The sequence below is a fragment of the uncultured Thiothrix sp. genome, from assembly GCF_937876535.1.
Taxonomy (GTDB): domain Bacteria; phylum Pseudomonadota; class Gammaproteobacteria; order Thiotrichales; family Thiotrichaceae; genus Thiolinea.
On record NZ_CALFHZ010000019.1, the window covers coordinates 170,158 to 186,519 of the forward strand.

Below are 16,362 nucleotides of genomic sequence, written 5' to 3' on the forward strand. Positions count from 1 at the left end.
CGTCAATAAGCAAAAGGCCGAACAAGTCGGCCTTTATAGCGATTCTGCACTGAAGTCTCAACCAGTTTGATGCAACAAGGTTTCAGCCTCACGACGCTGATTGTCATTCCCTTCAACCATGACCTCTTCTAGGGTAGAGCGCGCACCTTCAATATCACCCATATCTAAATAAGCACGTGCAAGATCTAACTTCGTGCTGATATGTGCTTCATGCAGGTCTAACTCTTCTTCTGGCATATCGAGGAAAGACAAAGCCTCATCAATATCACCTAACCAATCATCATCTGGATTAGCAGGCACTGCGTCTGGAGCTGTGTAGAAAGTATCCTGAGGTAGGATTTTCTTAATCCCCGTATCTTTATCCAAATGCAGGTTCAAACTGGTTACATTATCAGCAGCTTTGGTGGTAGTAGCAGCTGCAGCCGCCAAACCAGTTGCTGCTAAAGCTGCTTTGCCAGTCGCAGAAGTTGGCTCATCATCCATCGTCAGTTGATCTAAATCGAAATCAAGCAGATTGCCATCATCCAACTCATCTGCCGCTGAAGTGACTTTGGGCGCATCGACCGTTTTGGTCAGCTCGTCAAAGTCCATATCCAGCATATTATCGAGATCATCCATCGCTGGCTCTGGTGCTTTAGCTGCAACAGTTAATGGCTGATCTAAATCAAGCGGCTCATCAAAGCTTAAACCATCTAAATCCAAATCATCCTGGGTATTCAGATCATGGCTTGAAGCAGGCTTTTGTTCAGTCGCTGAGCTACCAACTAAATCATCTAGGTTGAAATCTAGATCATCATCCGCTAATAACGCAGTTTCCGCTTCTTGGAAATTTTGACGCCCTGCTTTAGCAAAGCCAGTATCATTGCTACTAGTTGCTAAATTTGACTTAGTATTCAACTCATTATCGAAATCATCTAAATTGAAATCAAAGTCATCCTGTTTAGAATCACTGCTAAGCTCATCATCCTCTAGAGCATTTAGCGCTGCCGCTAAATCATCTTTTAAGCTTACCTTATCCTCCACAGGTGCATTAAAGCTCAAATCAGCTGCCTGTTCATCAGCTTGGACATCACGCGCTGCTAAACCTGCAACCCCAGCAACTGCGGCACCGATGGCTGCACCACCAGCGGCTATTTTACCTAAGCCACTTGAAGCACCATTGCTATAGAGTGAGTTGTCAGGGCTAATTTTTGCACCCCAAGTCATCACATCTTTCCACAACTTACCTTGACGATCTGCATTGCGGCTATTCGCAAAAATCTGTGCTTGCTCATCAAAAGCTTCACGATTATTGGCAGCAAAGTAGTTTTCTAGAAGCTTGTGGCGGTATTCCAAACGCTCTGGATGTTTCTCTAAAGCTTTTTTCAACTCACTTTCAGCTTGTTGATGCAGACCGTAAGCGATATAGACATTAGCCTCCATTAAAACTTCGTCTTCATCTTCAGACTGATCATTTTTAGCCACAGCAGTGCTCAGCGGCTCAGCTTTACTACCCTGATGAGTATTACCTAAATTAACCCCAAATGGATCATCATCTAGCTCATCAAAACTTGGACGTTTTTGTTCAGCCTTATCTAGCTCTTTACCTAGGTCAGAGAAATCAACACCACCTGTATTATTCTTCGCATGTACCGGTGGAATATCATCATCTAAGCCAAATTGAGCTTCATTAAACTCAGGTTCGCGTGCTGGCTTAGATTTACGTTTACCCAAGAATCTTGCCAACAAGGCTAACAACAATAAGGACAGTAAAGCACCCGCACCAATCTTCCACGCTAAGGGCGAAGTCAACATGCTCATTAAATCATTGCCACCTTGTGCATCGACAAAAGGTGATTGAGCAGGCTTAACAGGCTCAGCAGGTTTTGGTTTTACTTCTGTAGGCGGTGGAGCAGGTGTTGGCTGTACAGGCTGCGGTGCAGTCGCTTGTGGATCTGGCTGCGCTGGATTTACCGGATTAGCTGGATTCAGTGCTGTACCTGATTGTGCCGGATTAGGCTGAGTAGGATCAGGCAAATTACCATTCGGTAAATTACTACCGTTTTGCGCATTAGGATTTAAGTTACCATTCAGCGCTGCTGCTGCCGCCGCTGCACGTTCGGCTGGCGTCATAGCCGCATTAGTTTGGCCATTTTGCATGCCAGCTTGTTGCTGCTCAGGATTAGTCCGCACGACTTCATTATTATTGGTGGCATTACCTAAATAATTCTGAATATCGCTACCATTTGCTTGGGCAGTTGGTGAATCTGGATTCGGTTGAGGCTGCGGAACTTGCCCATTAATCAGCGGCGTAGTCGACGTAGTTGACTCTGGTTGTGTCGCAATCGGTTCAGCTGGCTTAGGCTCTGCAGGTTTAGGTTCAGCAGTATTTGGCTCAAGATTAGCTTCAGTCGTCGGTGTTTGACCTGCAACTGGTTTGCCACCCTTCATGGATTTTTGTAGCTCAGCCAATTGCTCATCACGTAAGGTAATCAAACGATTTTTCTTACGCAACATCGCTTCTAATTCGTCAACTCGTGACTTGAGATCGGTGTTTTCGCGTTGTTGGCTAGATAAAGACTCACGGGCTAAAGACAGTTCTTTTTCTAAATCTGCCAAGCGCTCTTTACCTGCTCCAGCGACCACTGGCTCATTGCCATTAGCTTTCTGCTTATTGCCTAAAACCTCTAAACGTGCATTATCATTTGTTGGACGATTCGCTGGACGCTCTCTGGCAGGCGCTTCAGAACCACCTGATTTTGCTAGTTCATTAGTTTGGATTTTCTTCCAATCCACATAATGCTGGCGAACTTGGCGGCGCGCTTCAGCACGACTAACCGACTTAGCACTACGGGCTGCTGGTGCTTTTAAACTGACACCCGATTTCAAACCATTGATATTGCCGTCGATGAAGGCTTGTGGATTAGCACGATACAAAGCCATCATCATTTGATCGATATTTGTACCAGGCTGACTTAATTGGCTAGCAACTTTGAAGAGCGTATCACCCGCACGTACACGATAAGTACGACTGCCAGCTTGAGCAGGTGCGGCTGCACGCTGTTGACTAGCTTGACGATTCGGTGCAGCACGACGTGGCTGTTGTTGCACCCGCACTTGACGCGCTGTTTGTGGAACTGCAGCTTGCACAGGTTCTTGGGCATCAGCCACTAACTCAGGTTCTGGCTGTACTGGTGCAACAGGAGCTGGACGATTCACGGTACCATTAGCCCGCGGCTCAGCCCGGACTGCAGCTTCATTACCTGCAACCGTATTGCCTGGTTGCATCAGAACCGGTGGATCTAACATGACCGTATATTCTTTTAGCAACTGCCCTTGTGGCCAATTAACCTCCAATAGGAAATTAACAAATGGCTCAGTGATAGGTTTATCTGAGCTAACAAGAATAACAGGCTTGCCATTCTGCACACTGGTAGAAAAGCGTAGGCTATCTAAAAAAGCTGGGCGCTCAATACCAACACGGTTGAACACGCTAGCGGGTGCTAAGCGAACCTGTAACTGCTTTGCATCCTGCGCACCAGCAGCGAGTAGTTCGATCTTAGCGCGCAGTGGTTGATTCAGGTTGGAGTTTGACTCGATATCGCCAAGACTCAGCGCGTTCGACGCCGCAGGATATGCACCCGCGATCATCACGGCTATACTTAGAGCCTGTTTTTTCACTGCGATTCCCCTTTACTAGTGCAACGGTTGCATCTCTGTTCATCCCCTGAGTTTGCGTCAGCCCTTAGATTTAGAATTCTGGATGAATAGTGATTTATTGGTATTGTTAGCATTCAACTATATATCAGTGCTTTACAGCAAGCAATCTTTCCCAAAGCCAGCAAGCACCCTCACCAAGTTGGTAAGAGCTTTCTGTTTCGCCTTATTGTTACAGGATCGAATTAATTTGTGCTGAATTAACCGATAAGCTTCACTTTAAACCAGCATGCACGAGTAATTCCGCAATCTGCACACTATTCAGTGCAGCCCCTTTACGGACATTATCGCTCACTAACCACAAATGCAGACCATTCGACTGCGTTAAATCAGCACGAAGACGACCTACATACACGGAATCATTATTAGCAGCTTCCACTACAGGAGTAGGATAATCACCCTCTTCCGCAAACACCTCTAAGCCTTTAGCATTTTCTAATACAGACTTTAATTGGGTGAGCGGCAATGGAGCTTCCGTTTCAATATACACTTCAAGCGCTGTTCCGAAAAACACCGGGGCACGAATCACTGTCGGACTTAGGGGTAAATCAGGCTTAACTAATACTTGACGTGTTTCCTTCAGCAAGCGTGTTTCTTGTGCAGTATGGCCTTGTTCTATTACATCACCCACTTGTGGCAAAAGATTGAAGGCCATCTGTTTTGCAAAAATCTTTGATTCAACCGGTCGACCACTTAATAAACTCGCAGTTTGCCCTGCTAATTCATCAACGGCTCTACGGCCTGATTCAGATACTGCCTCGCAAGCAAACACCTGAATATGTGTAAGCTTAACGACATCTAAGATAGGCTTTAAAGCCAGTGACAGCTGAATGGTGGAACTACCCGGACTAGCGATGATATTTTTGTTTTTATAACCTGCTATTGCTTCTGGATTGATTTCAGGAATCACTAATGGAACCTTGGCATCCTCCCGATAGTGGGTGGAATTATCAATCACAACACAACCTGCTTGAGTAGCTACCGGTATGTACTCAGCCGCTATCGCAGCAGGTACTGCAAAAAATGCCAATTGCACTTTGGAAAAATCAAACTCGGCTAACTCTTCAACATCCAGAGTTTTGCGCCCAAATTCAATTTCTTTACCGAATGAATTTTCACTGGCTAAAGCATAGACTTGGCCTACTGGGAAATTGCGCTCAGCCAGCAGAGTTAGTAGGGTTTCACCCACCAGCCCTGTCGCGCCCACCACAGCAATATCATAGGTTTTAGTCATTTCATTATCCTCAAAAAAAACGCCCCCAGCTCGCCGGTTGCAAAAACGAGACTGAGGGCTTTACTACAGATATTTATTATAGCGAAAAATTACAATTTAGGTGCGTAAAGCTGCAACAACTGCATCGCCCATTGCCGCAGTGCCAACTTTTTCACAACCCTCTGTATAAATATCGCCCGTGCGGAAGCCTTGTGCTAAGACCTTCTTCACTGCTGCTTCAACGCGTGCTGCTAATTCTGGCTGATTCAAGCTATAACGCAGCAACATGGCCACCGATAAAATCGTTGCTAAGGGATTGGCAATACCTTTGCCTGCGATGTCAGGGGCTGAACCATGAATCGGCTCATACATACCTACGCCGGATTTATTCAACGAGGCCGATGGCAACATGCCAATCGAGCCGGTCAACATCGCAGCTGCATCGGAAAGAATATCGCCGAAGATATTACCCGTCACCATGACATCGAATTGCTTCGGTGCGCGTACCAATTGCATGGCTGCATTATCGACATACATATGGCTTAATTCGACTTCGGGGTAATCTTTACCGATACGAATCATCACTTCGCGCCATAATTCAGTCGCTTCCAGCACATTGGCTTTATCCACTGAGCAAAGTTTCTTGCCACGTTTCATTGCGGTATCGAAAGCCGTGCGCCCAATGCGCTCGATTTCAGACTCGGTATAAACCATCGTATTAAAACCACGGCGCTCACCATTGGGTAACGTCTCGATGCCGCGTGGTTGCCCGAAGTAAATATCACCGGTCAATTCGCGCACAATCATAATGTCTAGATTGGCAACTAACTCGGGCTTGAGGGAGGAAGCGCTAGCTAATTCTTCATACAGAATCGCAGGGCGCAAATTCGCATATAGCCCCAAATCAGAACGAATCGCTAATAAACCGCGCTCTGGACGCAAGGGACGATCAATCGTGTCATATTGCGGGCCACCGACAGCACCGAGCAGAATCGCATCCGCTACTTTAGCGAGCTTTTGTGTACTTTCTGGATAAGGTTTACCTTCTGCATCGTAGCCTGCTCCGCCAATATTCGCGTACTCAGACTCCATCTTTAAGCTGCCTTCTTGCGCAAATACCTTCAGCACTTTCATGGCTTCAGCAACGATTTCTGGCCCAATACCGTCACCAGGCAGAACAAGAATTTTCTTTGTCATAGTAAACCTCTAATTAAACAACCAAGGCGCAGTTTGTTTGCGCTTGGACTCATAAGCTTGAATATCACTGGCATGCTGTAAAGTCAGACCAATATCATCCAAACCATTCAATAAACAGAACTTGCGGAAGGCATCAATCTCAAAAGCGAGTTTTTCACCGCTGGGTGTAATGACATGTTGTGCGGCTAAATCAATCGTTAATTGATAACCTTGATTGGCTTCCACTTCTTTGAATAAACGATCGACAATCGAGGCATCCAAGTAAATTGGCAGCAGACCACTTTTGAAACTATTGTTAAAGAAAATATCTGCAAAGCTCGGCGCAATAACGGCACGAATCCCATAATCATCTAAAGCCCAGACTGCATGCTCGCGCGACGAGCCGCAGCCAAAATTTTCCCGCGCTATGAGGATTGAAGCGCCCGCATAGCGCGGGAAATTGAGCACGAAGTCTTGATTCACGGCACGTTTACTGTGATCCATTCCGGGTTCACCCGGCTCTGTATAACGCCAATCATCAAATAAGGTCGGGCCAAAGCCTGTGCGTTTAATCGACTTTAAATACTGCTTCGGAATAATCGCATCGGTATCGACATTCGCCCGATCCAAGGGCACAACCAACCCAGTATGGACAGTAAACTTTTCCATGAATCACTCCATTACATTTTTTTCTTGGTGTCTTTCGCTTCTTTCTCGATAGCTTTACCGGCTTTAGCTACGTCTTTGCCAGCACCGGCAATGGTGTTGCAAGCTGATAAAGTCATCAAGAACGGGATTAAGCAGGCGATAGCGAGTAGTTTTTTCATGAGTTGTCTCCTTTTATAACTGACGAACATCGACAAAATGTCCAGTGACAGCCGCAGCCGCAGCCATTGCTGGACTGACTAAATGCGTCCGACCGCCCTGCCCTTGGCGACCTTCAAAGTTACGATTAGACGTAGAAGCGCAACGCTCGCCCGGCTCCAAACGGTCTGCATTCATTGCAAGGCACATGGAGCAACCCGGCTCACGCCATTCAAAGCCTGCTGCCAAGAAAATTTTATCTAAACCTTCCTGCTCAGCTTGGCGTTTGACTAAACCCGACCCCGGAACGACCATTGCCAACTTGATATTAGAAGCTAGTTTACGTCCTTTGGCTACCTCTGCTGCTGCACGTAAGTCTTCTATACGTGAATTAGTACAGGAACCGATGAAAACTTTATCAACTTGTACTTGATCAATTGGCGTATTTGCTTCCAAGCCCATGTATTTGAGCGCGGCACGAATACTATTTGCTTTTACTGGATCGGCTTCCTTGGCAGGGTCAGGCACGATACCATCCACCGCTAACACCATCTCTGGTGAAGTACCCCAAGTGACTTGCGGCTTAATACTAGCTGCATCTAAATTTACTTCATAGTCAAACACAGCATCCGCATCAGAATGCAAATCGCGCCATGCACTGACTGCTGCTTCCCATTGCTCCGCTTTAGGTGCATAGGGGCGGCCTTTGACATACTCAAGCGTCGTGTCATCTACGGCAATCATGCCCGCACGCGCGCCACCTTCGATGGCCATATTGCAGACCGTCATGCGCCCTTCAATGCTCAGATCGCGAATCGCTTCACCCGCAAATTCAATCGCATAACCGGTACCGCCCGCAGTACCGATTTCGCCAATAATCGCCAGCACGATGTCTTTTGCAGTGACACCTTTACCCACTTTGCCATTGACATTGACGCGCATGTTTTTCATTTTTTTCTGAATTAAGCATTGGGTCGCCATGACGTGCTCAACTTCAGAAGTACCAATGCCATGTGCTAAAGCACCCAGCGCACCGTGCGTCGAAGTATGCGAATCACCACAAACCACCGTCATACCGGGTAAAATCGCGCCCTGCTCTGGCCCCATCACATGCACAATGCCTTGGCGCGGATCACCGATATTAAATTCGGTTACGCCAAAATCACGGCAATTTTCATGCAAGGTTTCGACTTGCAGACGCGACACGGGGTCAGTGATGCCCTGATCTAAATCTTTGGTAGGAATATTATGATCGGGTACAGCAACCATCGAAGCTGTACGCCACGGTTGACGCTTGGCCATTTTCAAGCCTTCAAAGGCTTGCGGGGAGGTGACTTCATGCACCAAGTGGCGGTCGATATACAGTAAACAAGTACCGTCGGCTTCTTGCCGCACCACATGCGCATCCCAGACTTTATCGTAGAGGGTTTTTCCAGCCACAGGGATCTCCTTGGAATGTTGATGCAGTGCAGAATATCATCAGCCCTTTGATAAATAAAATTCATATTTTTCATCTAATGTATTCTTGATTAGAATACAAAAATGGACTTACACGCACTGATTGCCTTCGCCGAAGTGGCACGTTACCAATCCTTTTCACTAGCCGCTGATGCCTTATTCATTAGCCAACCGGCGATTAGCAAACGCATTAGCGCGCTTGAGGCAGAACTCGGTACTACCCTGTTTAATCGTATCAATCGTAAAGTCACTTTAACCGAAGCAGGTCGCGCCCTCTTGCCCCGTGTGCAAGCCTTGCGCACTGAGCTGGAAGATATTCGTCGCCTCGCCTCCAACCTTTCCGGCAATGTACAGGGCGCTTTGACCATGGGCACGAGCCATCATATTGGTTTGCACCGCTTGCCACCTGCTTTAAGTGAATTCAACCAGCGCTATCCTGCGGTACAACTCGACTTACGCTTTGTCGCCTCCGAACAAGCCTGCCAAGCGGTCGAACGCGGTGAACTAGAATTAGCGATTGCCACCTTACCGAATGAGCTGCCGGAACAACTCCAAGCCGAAGTGATTTGGACGGATCAACTCCATATCGTCACTAGCCCACAGCAAACGTTAAGCCAAAAGGGTAAAGTCTCGTTGACAGAACTCGTGCAGCACCGCTGTGTTTTACCCAGCAAAGATACCTACACCTATCAAATTATTAGCCAAGCTTTAGCTAGTTTGGAAAATCAACTGAATGTGTATGTCAGCACCAATTATTTGGAAACTTTAAAAATGCTAGTGAGCGCAGGCTTTGGCTGGTCGCTGCTGCCGCATACTTTATTAGATGAAAAATTGGTGATCGTGGACACGCCTTTGAAATTACAGCGTGAGTTAGGGGTGATTACGCATCGTAAGCGCACGCTGTCTAATGCGGCGCGGGGGATGTTGGGGATATTGGAGGGTGCTTAACGATAAATTTTCTTTTATAAATTCAGCAAACTGTTTTCAACCCCTCCCAGCCTCCCCTGACAAGGGGAGGCTGGGAGGGGTTGTTTCTTTAACCAAACACCACATCGTCATACAGCTCAAGCATGGGCACAGTTAAACCAATACTCGCAAACTCAACCAAACTAGCCGCCCCCGCAAAACTAAATAACTCCCAACGCTGATGTTGATTCAAACGGAAGATTTCCACTAAATACTCGCTGGGGTCAACCAGCACATATTCACGAAGACTGCTAAGCAAGCGGTAGACATCAAACTTGCCACCTTTATCATAATCCTTAGTACTAGGTGAGAGCACTTCAACAATTAGAATGGGTGCTTCTTTCATGGTATCGCGGCTTTGATCTGCAGGGTCACAAGTCACCATGACATCAGGATAAAAATAAGCTTTGTCTTTCGCATTCACTTTGACACGCATATCGGAAGCATATAGGCCACAACCTTTGCCGCGCAAATGGGTTTTGAAAGCGTAATGCACATTCCCAGTCACTTTGACATGTGCATCGCTTGCGCCTGCCATATTAGTGATGGGATTCCAATGCAGTGGGTAGACCCAGCCGTTGAGGTATTCGTGCTTATCGGTGGAAAGCGCTTCAGCAGTGAGATAATCCCCTTCACTGATTATTGGTGTGTGGGCAAGATTGGAGTGCATAAATAAGCCTACATCAAGTCAGAGTTCTTTGTTCAGTATACCGCAGATTCAGCTTGTAGGGGGATTCCCCCCCCTGCACTCCCAGCGCCAAGGCTGCGTAAGCCGCTTGCTAGCGCTAATCCGTAACGCGCCTGCTGCGGCTTACGCGGCCTTGGCGCTGGGTCAATACAGATGCTGCATTAATAACAGAAATCATCCACAGGACAAAGAGAACCAAGCAGCTTGACAAGTGTGCAAATCTATAGCTTAGATAAGACTTTTACTCACAAGGAAAAATGTATGAAAAAACTAGCTGTTAGTTTTATTTTTGTGACCAGTTGTTTATTAGCTGCTTGTAACACAGATTCAAGCTCGGCCGCTCCACAGCCCAGCACTCCAGCTCCACCACAAATGGTAGGTGGCTACTCTGCTGTGGATGTCAATGATGCAGAAGTGCAAACTGCCGCTCAGTTCGCCGCGCAAGCTTTAGGTAGTATTTTGACTAAAGTAACCAAGGCTGAACAGCAAGTGGTGGCAGGGATGAATTACAAAATGAGCCTAGAGCTACAAGATGGCACTAAACCACAAGTCGTGGTGTATAAAGATTTGCAGGGCAATATGAGTTTGACGCAGAAATAATTGTTTTTGGCTTACCCCTCGGAGTTTGGAGGGGTAGCCTTTTATCGTATTAAGCCTTCAACCAAGGCACATACATCACCGAATCGCCTTTTACCAAGACCTTACCCTCTTGATCCGTCACAGTGGTATCAAAACTCACGATACCCTTGCCTTCACGAATACTGGTCACTTCCACCGTCGCCGTCACTTCTTGCCCCAAATAAACGGGCGCTTTGAAGCTGAGATTTTGTGCCATATAAATCGAACCTGGCCCTGGCAATTCTTCGCCCAACACGCCGGTAAATAGGCTACCAACCAACATACCGTGTGCAATCTGCGCTTTGAATTGTGTACCTGCTGCAAACTCTGCATCCAAATGCACTGGATTATGGTCACCGACTAAATCCGCAAATTGATGCACATCAGCATCGGTGAAAATGCGTTTGCGCGAAGCTTTATCACCCACTTGAAAAGTTCTATGCATCTTGCTCTCCTAAAATGCGTCTTCTGCTAAGCCCATAATGGTTTCACTGCCCGCTAACATCGCTGTTAAGTGAACTTGGGTACGTGGCAATAAATGCTCTGCGTAGAACTGAGCGGTAATCAGTTTGTTCTTTAGGAACTGAATATCACCTTCACCGGCTGCGAGTTGAGCTTGGGCAACCGCTGCTTCTTTCGCCATTAACCAGCCACCGCTTAAATAGCCAAATAGCATCAAGAAATTCACGCTAGCACTACCCGCTAAATTCGCATCCGCAGGCGCTGATTTTAACAGCCACTCACGCGCCATCACACCGCGCTCAATGGCAGACTCTAAGCCATCAATAATACTCGCTGGCAAATGGTTAGCAGCACGTAATTCTTCGGCCGTCGCTTGCATTTCTGCTAGATATAAACCTAGAGCAGCGCCCTGGTCACTGAGGGTTTTACGCCCAATAAAGTCGAGGGCTTGAATGCCTGTTGTACCTTCATAGATGGTCAGAATGCGTGCATCCCGATAATGTTGCGCTGCGCCAGTTTCCTCAATGAAGCCCATCCCACCATGAATCTGCACATTCAGGTAGGTCATTTCTTGGGATAAATCCGTCAACCAGCCTTTTACAATCGGGGTGAGTAATTCCACTCGAGCTGCATGTTTAGCTTTTGTATCGGCATCGGAGGCATGTTTAGCACGATCCACTTCAGCCGCTGCGACTAAAGCTAAGGCGCGCATCGCCTCGCAGCTAGCACGCATCAGCATCAACATCCGGCGTACATCCGGATGCTCAATGATTGGAATCCGTGAACCATCCCGACGGGTGCCTTGCAAACGTTCGCGCGCAAATACCCGTGCTTGTTGATAAGCCCGCTCAGAAATCGACAAACCTTGTAAGCCTACTGCTTGGCGCGCATGGTTCATCATGGTGAACATATAGGATAAGCCTTTGTTTGGTTCACCGACGATATAACCAATTGCGTCTTTAAACTCCATGACGCAAGTTGGGCTAGCATGGATACCCAGCTTATGTTCTACCGATAAACAGTGCGCTGCATTGCGTTCGTTGCTCTCTAATAAGAACTTGGGTACTACAAATAGCGAAATCCCTTTCACCCCAGCCGGTGCATCGGGTAAACGTGCTAACACCAAATGGACGATATTCTCGGTCATTTGATGATCACCCCAAGTAATGAAAATCTTCTGACCCGTGATCAGATAATGATCACCATTCGGTACTGCACGGGTTTTTACCGCTGCTAAATCAGAGCCTGCATCTGGCTCGGTCAGGTTCATCGTTCCCGTCCATTCACCGCTCGCCATTTTAGGTAAATAGGCAGACTGCAATTCGTGGCTCGCATGATGTCCAATACTTTCCATCGCGCCCATACTCAGCATGGGGCAGAGTGCAAACGAGATATTCGCCGACTGCCAAATCTCATTCACCGCCGTATTCAGCACATTGGGCAGACCTTGCCCACCAAATTCTTCTTCTGCACCCAAAGAAAGCCAACCCGCTTCTGCGAACTGCTGATAAGCCTCTTTAAACCCCGGCGCTTCTTGCACACCATTTTCGCCCAGACTTATACCCGCCTGATCACCACTCCAGTTTAAGGGAGCCAGCACTTCACTGCCCATTTTGCCCGCTTCTTCAAGCACAGCGACGGCCAGATCCATATTAGCTTCGTCTAGCCCCGCATCCGCACATAGTTCATCAAACTTCACTACATGCCGCAGGACAAAATCAGCATCCTGATAGGGATGGGTATAACTCATTTCAAACTCCTTAGGATTTCACATCGTACTTGGCTTAGAATCAGCAGTTTTTTGCAATAAATACTCGCCATACTGCTCTCTAAGCTTATTTTTCATTAACTTACCGGTTCCATTCAGTGGCAAAGCTTCCACAAAAATCACATCATCCGGGATTTGCCACTTCGCTATTTTTCCATCGAAAAAGGCTAATACTTCCGCCGCAGACACTTCACGACCTTCACGGCGTACTGCAATTAATAAGGGACGCTCATCCCATTTTTCATGTTTAGCCGCAATCGCCGCCGCACCTATTAAATCAGGATGTGCTATCGCAATATTCTCTAGCTCTACGGTACTGATCCATTCACCACCCGATTTGATTATATCTTTCGAGCGGTCACGAATACTCATATAGCCATCCGCATCAATGGTGGCAACATCACCCGTTGAGAACCAACCATCCTCTAAAGCGTTATGCTCGGCATGGAAATAAGTGTCCACCACCCAATGCCCACGACACTGCAAATTGCCTTGGGATTTACCATCATGTTCAAGCACTTCACCTTCATCATTGGTCAAGCGTAACTCCATCCCAAACACCGGGCGGCCTTGACTCAAACGCAGTTGCTGTTGCGCTTCAACGGGCAGGCTTTCATGCTTATGTAAGAGTGCATTCACTGTACCGACTGGACTCAACTCCGTCATGCCCCAAGCATGAATAGTCTCAACGCCATACTCGCGGAATTTAGCCATCATCGAAGGTGGGCAAGCAGCGCCTCCCACAACAGTGCGCTTCAAACTCGGTACTTGTGAACCCGACTTTTCAATTGCCCCTAACAGGCCTTGCCAAATGGTGGGTACACCTAAAGCAACCGTAACCTGCTCTTCATCAATCAGTTTCAGTAAGCTCGCACCATCTAAACCTGGCCCCGGCATAACCAAACTTGCGCCCGTCAAGGCAGCTGCATAGGGAATCCCCCAAGCATTCACATGAAACATTGGCACAACCGGCATCACACAGTCGCGCGCAGAAATATTCAAACTATCTGGCAAACTCACCCCTAGCGAATGTAAGACCGTGGAGCGATGCGAATACAAAACACCCTTCGGATCGCCTGTTGTCCCTGAGGTATAACATAAGCTAGAGGCAGCATTTTCATCTAAATCCGGCCACTGGTAATGACTATCACCTGCGCCGATCAACTCTTCATAAAACAACACATTAGGTAACTGGGTTTTGACTTCTTCATCCGCTGCATCCAGCAATACATAGGCTTTGATACTCGGTAATTGCCCACGCAAACCCACAATCAACGGCAGGAAGGTTTTATCAAAAAATAGCACCTGATCTTGAGCATGATTAATAATATATTGAAGTTGTGCAGGAAACAGACGTGGATTGATGGTATGACAAACCCGCCCACTGCTGGAAACTCCAAAATAAATTTCTAAGTGGCGATGATTATTCCAAGCCAAAGTGGCGCAACATTCGCCGGCTTGGATACCCATTTGTGCTAATTGGCTGGCTAACTGACGGGCACGTTTTCCAACGCTTGCCCACTGTGTTCTGGTTTTTCCGCCACTGGTATTGACGGAAATAATTTCGGTTGCCCCGTGGTAACGCTCCGCATGTTCCAATAAGGAACTGATGAGCAAGGGTCTTTGCATCATTTGGCCTAACATAAATTATCTCCTCCAAGCTAACTGGGCTTTTGGGCGCAAATGCACTGCGCTTGTTATCTAAGCTTTTTCACTCCTCCGTTATCTACCTATCCACGTCTTGCTGTTTTTATCCCATCACTAGGCCAAGGCGATTAGGACTTGCTAGCTCAAAGTGGCAGTCTTAACTACCACTCTGATTTAGCTAAACCCGACTACATATTCGGATAATTCGGGCCACCGCCACCTTCAGGAGTTACCCAAGTAATATTTTGCGAAGGGTCTTTAATATCACAGGTTTTGCAGTGTACGCAGTTTTGCGCATTGATCTGGAAGCGTGCCTCTGCACCCTCACCCAAGACTTCATACACACCGGCTGGGCAATAACGCTGTGCAGGTTCATCGTATAAAGGCAGGTTTTTGCTAATCGGAAGCGAAGGATCGGTTAAACGTAAATGGCAAGGCTGATCTTCATCATGATTGGTATTCGATAAAAATACTGAACTCAATTTATCGAAGCTCAATTTGCCATCGGGTTTGGGATATTCAATCCGCGAGAACTCACTGGCTGGACGCATTTGTGCGTAATCAGGGTGATCATCACGCAAGGTCACTGGCAGCTTACCACCAAAAATATTCTGGTCGATGAAGTTAAAAGCACCACCGATCAAGGAACCAAATTTATGCAAAGCAGGCCCGAAATTACGACTAGCTTTTAACTCTTCATACACCCAAGAGTTTTGGAAACGTTCGTCATAGCCAGCCAAATCTTTGCCGCCGGTATCCCCAGTTTGCAAGGCTGCAAAAATCTCTTCAGCCGCTAACATGCCGCTTTTCATGGCGGTATGCGTGCCTTTAATTTTTGCGAAGTTCAGCGTACCAGCATTGCAACCGACTAATAAACCGCCGGGGAAATGCATTTTGGGTAAAGCATTAAAGCCGCCTTTGGCAATCGCCCGGGCGCCATAAGCCACACGCTTACCACCTTCTAAATACTGTGCAATCAGTGGATTATGCTTCATGCGCTGGAATTCATCGAAGGGGCTGACATAAGGATTGCTATAGTTCAGATCGACAATGAGGCCAACCACAGCTTGGTTATTTTCACTGTGATACAGGAAGAAACCGCCACTCGTGCCACCACCTAACGGCCAACCCGAACCATGAATAACTAAACCTTCTTCGTGTTTGCTCGGATCAATATCCCACAGCTCTTTAATCCCAATCCCGTAATGCTGCGCATCAGCATCGGCATCCAACTGGAATTTGCTATACAGCTGCTTGCCTAAATGACCACGGCAACCTTCAGCGAAGATGGTGTATTTCGCCCGTAGCTCCATGCCGGGCGTATAGCTGTCTTTGGCTTCGCCATCAACACCCACACCCATATCGCCAGTAATAATCCCCGCTACACTACCATCCTCATTGAAGAGCAATTGGCTAGCAGTAAATCCAGGAAATACTTCAACGCCCAAGCTCTCAGCCTGTTCCGCTAACCAGCGGCAAACATTGCCAAGGCTTACGACATAATTACCTTCGTTATGCATAGTGGCAGGAATGAAAGCATTCGGGATTTTGACCGAAGCGGTTTCACTCCGCAGCAAATACAGCTCGTCGCGTTTGACCGGCACATTTAACGGGGCGCCCAGCTCCTTCCAATTCGGAAAGAGCTCTTCAATCGCACGGCTCTCAATGACTGCGCCCGACAGAATATGTGCGCCAACTTCAGAACCTTTTTCCACTAAGCAAACCGTTAGCTCTTGGTGATGTTCCTTGGCTAACTGCATTAAGCGACAGGCCGAAGCTAAACCCGAAGGCCCCGCTCCGACGATCACTACATCGAACTCCATCGAGTCGCGTTCAATCTCGGTAGTATCCATCTATGCCTACCTA

13 protein-coding genes are annotated in these 16,362 nt (G+C 47.3%); 2 read left to right on the forward strand and 11 right to left on the reverse strand.

Translation table 11 applies throughout. The features are described 5' to 3' along the window. Positions 1–57: 57 nt before the first annotated feature. The 6 genes from Q0230_RS11360 to leuC all read right to left on the reverse strand — a co-directional run bounded on the left by Q0230_RS11360 (position 58) and on the right by leuC (position 8,329). A complete protein-coding gene (locus Q0230_RS11360; protein ID WP_298610152.1) occupies positions 58–3,660 on the reverse strand; it encodes a FimV/HubP family polar landmark protein in 3,603 nt (1,200 codons plus the stop codon). Between the two features lie 250 nt (positions 3,661–3,910). Further along, positions 3,911–4,930 (reverse strand): aspartate-semialdehyde dehydrogenase, encoded by a 1,020-nt coding sequence (locus Q0230_RS11365; protein ID WP_298610153.1) that lies wholly within the window; start codon positions 4,928–4,930, stop codon positions 3,911–3,913. 96 nt (positions 4,931–5,026) lie between these two features. After that, entirely contained in the window at positions 5,027–6,106 is a 1,080-nt protein-coding gene (gene leuB / locus Q0230_RS11370; protein ID WP_298610154.1) for a 3-isopropylmalate dehydrogenase, read from the reverse strand. 9 nt (positions 6,107–6,115) lie between these two features. Next, the gene (leuD, locus tag Q0230_RS11375) at positions 6,116–6,754 is read right to left on the reverse strand and encodes a 3-isopropylmalate dehydratase small subunit (RefSeq protein WP_298610155.1); all 639 of its coding nucleotides are present in this window, start codon (positions 6,752–6,754) and stop codon (positions 6,116–6,118) included. Positions 6,755–6,765: 11 nt separating this feature from the next. Then, entirely contained in the window at positions 6,766–6,912 is a 147-nt protein-coding gene (locus tag Q0230_RS11380) for an entericidin A/B family lipoprotein (protein WP_298610156.1), read from the reverse strand. 13 nt (positions 6,913–6,925) lie between these two features. After that, complete coding sequence (leuC, locus tag Q0230_RS11385; protein WP_298610157.1) at positions 6,926–8,329, reverse strand: 3-isopropylmalate dehydratase large subunit; 1,404 nt, start codon at positions 8,327–8,329, stop codon at positions 6,926–6,928. Between the two features lie 102 nt (positions 8,330–8,431). Between leuC and Q0230_RS11390 the strand changes: the two genes are divergently transcribed. After that, complete coding sequence (locus tag Q0230_RS11390) at positions 8,432–9,295, forward strand: LysR family transcriptional regulator (RefSeq protein WP_298610158.1); 864 nt, start codon at positions 8,432–8,434, stop codon at positions 9,293–9,295. 88 nt (positions 9,296–9,383) lie between these two features. Here Q0230_RS11390 and Q0230_RS11395 read toward each other — a convergent pair whose 3' ends face one another. Beyond that, a complete protein-coding gene (locus Q0230_RS11395) occupies positions 9,384–9,983 on the reverse strand; it encodes a Uma2 family endonuclease (RefSeq protein WP_298610159.1) in 600 nt (199 codons plus the stop codon). Between the two features lie 279 nt (positions 9,984–10,262). On the opposite strand from Q0230_RS11395, the gene Q0230_RS11400 reads away from it, so the two are divergent. Next, a complete protein-coding gene (locus Q0230_RS11400; RefSeq protein ID WP_298610160.1) occupies positions 10,263–10,601 on the forward strand; it encodes a cystatin domain-containing protein in 339 nt (112 codons plus the stop codon). Between the two features lie 49 nt (positions 10,602–10,650). Here the strand turns inward: Q0230_RS11400 and Q0230_RS11405 are convergent, their stop codons facing one another. The 4 genes from Q0230_RS11405 to Q0230_RS11420 form a co-directional block, all read right to left on the reverse strand. Beyond that, positions 10,651–11,064, reverse strand: a complete 414-nt coding sequence (locus Q0230_RS11405) for a MaoC family dehydratase (RefSeq protein WP_298610161.1) — start codon at positions 11,062–11,064, stop codon at positions 10,651–10,653. 9 nt (positions 11,065–11,073) lie between these two features. After that, positions 11,074–12,831 (reverse strand): acyl-CoA dehydrogenase, encoded by a 1,758-nt coding sequence (locus Q0230_RS11410; protein ID WP_298610162.1) that lies wholly within the window; start codon positions 12,829–12,831, stop codon positions 11,074–11,076. An 18-nt stretch (positions 12,832–12,849) separates the two neighbouring features. Beyond that, positions 12,850–14,493 carry a long-chain-fatty-acid--CoA ligase gene (locus tag Q0230_RS11415; protein WP_298610163.1) on the reverse strand — a complete coding sequence of 548 codons (1,644 nt, stop codon included), beginning with the start codon at positions 14,491–14,493 and terminating at the stop codon, positions 12,850–12,852. 191 nt (positions 14,494–14,684) lie between these two features. Further along, complete coding sequence (locus Q0230_RS11420) at positions 14,685–16,349, reverse strand: electron transfer flavoprotein-ubiquinone oxidoreductase (RefSeq protein ID WP_298610165.1); 1,665 nt, start codon at positions 16,347–16,349, stop codon at positions 14,685–14,687. Positions 16,350–16,362: the final 13 nt, after the last annotated feature.